The organism is Pseudoteredinibacter isoporae (assembly GCF_040372805.1).
In the GTDB taxonomy this organism is placed as follows: Bacteria; Pseudomonadota; Gammaproteobacteria; order Pseudomonadales; family Cellvibrionaceae; genus Pseudoteredinibacter; species Pseudoteredinibacter isoporae_A.
In genome coordinates, this window is record NZ_BAABWJ010000017.1 from 1 (window position 1) to 4,221 (window position 4,221).

Genomic DNA, 4,221 nt, shown 5'->3' on the forward strand with positions numbered 1-4,221 from the left:
ACCAACGCCGCCTACCAGTACTTTTGTTCAATAATAACTATGGTGTATCGATCAAATATTGTTGTCGCAAAGGTTATTTTATCGGCAAAGTGTGACGCAAACCACAAAACTGAAATCCGCTCATCTCAAAAGACGACCAAATGTGCGATTACTCACAGAACTTTAGTGCTAGTCAAGATAGCAAATTCAATTCTAACGAGGGAAAAATGAATGGCAGGAAAACTGCGACCTGCTAAAAGGTAAAAAGCCCCCTAAGTCAGACTTAGAGGGCTTGAAGGACTCAAATATCGTCAACGACTTGAAAGCCGCCGCCTGGACGGCCTAGATAGTATCGATGGAATTGTTATTCAGCAGTACTTGAATAACATCTTCATCGGTCTGGTTAAAGAAGGCGGCATCGGCATTTTCGATACGAATGGTGTACTCATCCTTACTATCATCACGAGTATTGGCGTCATAATCACCATCGGTGTTCACATGAATAATGATGTCAGAACCATCTTCCTCGAAGTGCAAGTATTGATCCAATGTTGCCGCGCTGGCGCCATCCGGTAAGAGTGATGACAGATCAAGCACATCCTCGGTGATCGAGAAGTCCTTCACTACATCCTGAACGCCTGTTGCAATACCGGTATCCAATACAAAGGTATCACTACCAGTGCCGCCAAAGAGAATGTCTTCACCAGCGCCACCGATTAAGGTGTCATTACCCGCTTCGCCATACAGAGTGTCATTACCTGCGCCACCATTCAGTGTATCGCCACCGGCATCCGCCACAATAGAATCATTGCCGGAGGTACCGTTCAGAGTTTCCCCAGCCGCAGTACCTGTGATCGCATCTTTACCGGCAATAATGATGGTGACCGAACTGCTGGTCGTTGTGCCATCACTATCGGTTACAGTGTATGGAACCGACAGAGTTTCTGTATCACCGGCAGCCAAGCTGTCTTTGGTCTGGCGATTAACTTCGAAACTGTAACTACCGTCGGCGCCAGAGGTAAATGTGCCCAATGACGTATTGGATGGAGCACCCCATGAAACCGTCGCCCCTGTATCCGCGCCGGACTCGACATCTACTCGCCCGCTAACAACCGGCAGAGGATCAGTCGACGTTACTCTACCCACAACGGTAAAGGTATTGCTTGCACTCTCATCTGTGTAGATTGTGTTAACCGCATTACCGCCGCTATCCAAGAAACCTTCGATAGAGATCTCGTAATCCTGACCACCGACGGTTACCGTCTGAGTGGTTGTCGGCAAGGTAATAACATCCTGATCCGAAGTGTTCGCCCCACCATTAATAGGTTGCGGGTTCGCGTTTGGTGTTTCGTTATGATCCAGAGTCAATGTCAATGTGACTGGTGTTGAAACGCCGTTAATCACAACATTTACAGTCAGTGTCAAATCAACGGATTCAATCGTTCCGGTGTTCGAGAACGTTGGCCAGTTGTGGTGAGTAAAAGTGCCAAACTCGACCAATTGATCTGTTTGTACCACTTCACCTGCAGCACTCGCCAAACCCGTATCATCCACTAGCTCATAACCAGAACGACTGGTCGAAGCAGCTTGCCCCCACTCGATCTGATCAGGAAGTGCATCCGCATCGTTTTGAATTTCTGCGTAGTCCCAAGTCGGATCCGGTTGGTTATCAGTACCAATAACTTCGTTTTCGAAACCAGCGACATAGCTGTTCAAAACAATCGTATCGACATCAACGGTCATCACTCGAGTTTGGCCGTTAGTGGACGGACCATCATCAACAATATCGATTACCAAGTCGGTGGTGGCGTTATCCGTTGCATCACCATCATTATCAGAAACAACCACTTGGAAGGTATCGTTATCGTTGGTGCCATCATGGTTTTCTCTGGAGGTTAACTCATAACTGTAATTAACCTGGCCAGGTGTACCTGATCCTGGAGGAGTGATCGACGTAATGGTTAACGTACCGTTGTCACCAGTAATGGTTGCACCTACAGCTGCGGTAATGGTGGTACCACCAAAGCTGATTTCAACCGTTGCACCACCGCTACCTTCCGTAAACTCAATAGCGCCCGTAGTCACCTCGGAGGTATCACTGTTATTGCTCGCGTTACCATCAGCCAATTCGCCACTGCCCGACGCCGCTAGGCCGCGTTCGAAGGCCTGGTTACTGCCGGTAATTTGAACCGTCGGAGTACCGTCTTCAATCGTCATGTCCGCTGTATCGGCACCATTGTCAATGGAGATATTTCCGAATCCACCACCGGAAACCGAATCCAACTGAATATTGACCGTTTCATCGGGCTCGTTAGCTACCGTATCAATCAAGGTTACGATATCGAGATCAACCGAATTGCTGCCCGAAGGAATGGTTACGGACGCCACCTGCGTGTAGTCGCTGCCATCGGTTGCGGTACCGGTATAGGTAATATTGACGGTAACATCGCTGGTAGCGTTCGGTGCTGGGTTGCCATTCACATCGAACAAGGCAACGGTAAATGTTCCGGTCTCACCTTCGGTAACAGAACCCACTGGATCGCTGATTCGCACAACGACATCACCTTGAGTATCCGTAATTGTGGCTTCAGCCGATGGCGTACGACCATCTCTGCCATTAGTGGTATCAACATTCTCAAACTGATTCGCACCCGCGCCGACACCATTGATAGTAGCCGTAAAGGTTTCATCGTCGAAATCAGCATCAACCGCTGTTGGCACCGTTACCTGAACGGAGCTGCTACCATTCGGAATCGTAACGGTCTGAGCCGTGGCCGTGTAGTCGCCGTTCTCGGCCGTGCCGTTGGCGAAGACAACGTTCACTTCCATATCCGCAGTCACCGTCACAGGCGCACCGTTCTGATCAATCAACGAAACAGTGAACAGCGAGTTACTGCCTTCATTGACAGCGCCATCGCTTTCGATGACAGCGTAAACGGTGTCTTCAGGTCCCGGAGGATTATCAGAACCGGTTTGATCCGTGATCGTAGTGGTTACATTGTTATTGGTCGCATGTGCGGCAATCGCTTCAAATTCATTATTGGTATCGACAATGGTGCCAATCGCAACATTAAAGTCTTCCGCACCTTCAGCCAATGCATCATCTAAAGTATTGATGGCAAAGGTTGCCGTATTGCTACCACCGTTGACGACCACACTTGCGACTTCAGTAATGTCATCACCTTCAGCGGTTGTGTAGGTGTACGTTAAGTTCACCGTCACGCTACTCCCGACCGGAACCGTTTCACTCAGAGTTACGGTGTAGTTGCTGGTCGTTTCACCTTCGACAACATTCGCAGGCCCGGTTAAAGAAGCAATCACGGTATCTTCTGGCCCTGGAGGGTTATCCGAGCCGGTCTGATCAGTAATCGTAGTAGTAACATTGTTATTCGTTGCGTGTGGGGTAATCGCTTCAAAAACGCCACCACTTGTTGAAGCAATAGCAACGTTGAAGTTCTCAGCACCTTCCGCAAGGGCATCATCCAATGTTGGAATGGTGAAGGTAGCAGTGTCATTCCCACCAGTTACTACAACGCTCGCGACTTCGGTAATGTCCGTGCCGGAAGCTGTGGTATAGGTATAACTCAGGTTCACCGTCACATTGCTACCAGCAGGCACAGATTCACTTAGGCTAACCGTATAGTTCGTTGTGGTTTCACCTTCTATCACATTGGCAGGACCAACCAATGAAACAATCACTGTATCTTCACTGCCTGGAGGATTATCAGAACCCGTCTGGTCAGTGATCGTAGTCGTCACATTGTTATTCGATGCGTGCGCGACAATCGCTTCAAATTCATTGTTGGTATCGGTAATCGTACCAATTGCGATGTTAAAGTCTTCCGCACCCTCAGCAAGCGCATCATCCAAGGTGTCAATCGTAAAGGTCGCTGTAGTGCTGCCACCATTTACAACAACGCTGGCCACTTCAGTGATGTCATCACCTTCAGCAGAAATGTAGGTGTACGTTAAGTTCACCGTCACACTGCTGCCCGCAGGTACCGCTTCACTCAAGGTTACGGTGTAGTTCGTGGTGGTTTCACCTTCAACAACATTCGCCGGACCTGCCAGAGAAACAACCACCGTATCTTCGGCGCCCGGAGGATTATCTGAACCCGTCTGATCCGTAATCGTTGTGGTGACATCATCATTCGCCGTATCAACCGCAATCGCTTCGAAGGAGCTATCGGTATCCGTAACCGTACCGATAGCGACATTAAATTGTTCCGCACCTTCGTTCAG

1 protein-coding gene is annotated in these 4,221 nt (G+C 49.1%); it reads right to left on the reverse strand.

The annotated features are described in order from the left end of the window. Positions 1 to 321: 321 nt before the first annotated feature. A partial coding sequence (locus tag ABWW03_RS19815) for a beta strand repeat-containing protein (protein ID WP_353411403.1) occupies positions 322 to 4,221 on the reverse strand: 3,900 nt, incomplete at its 5' end.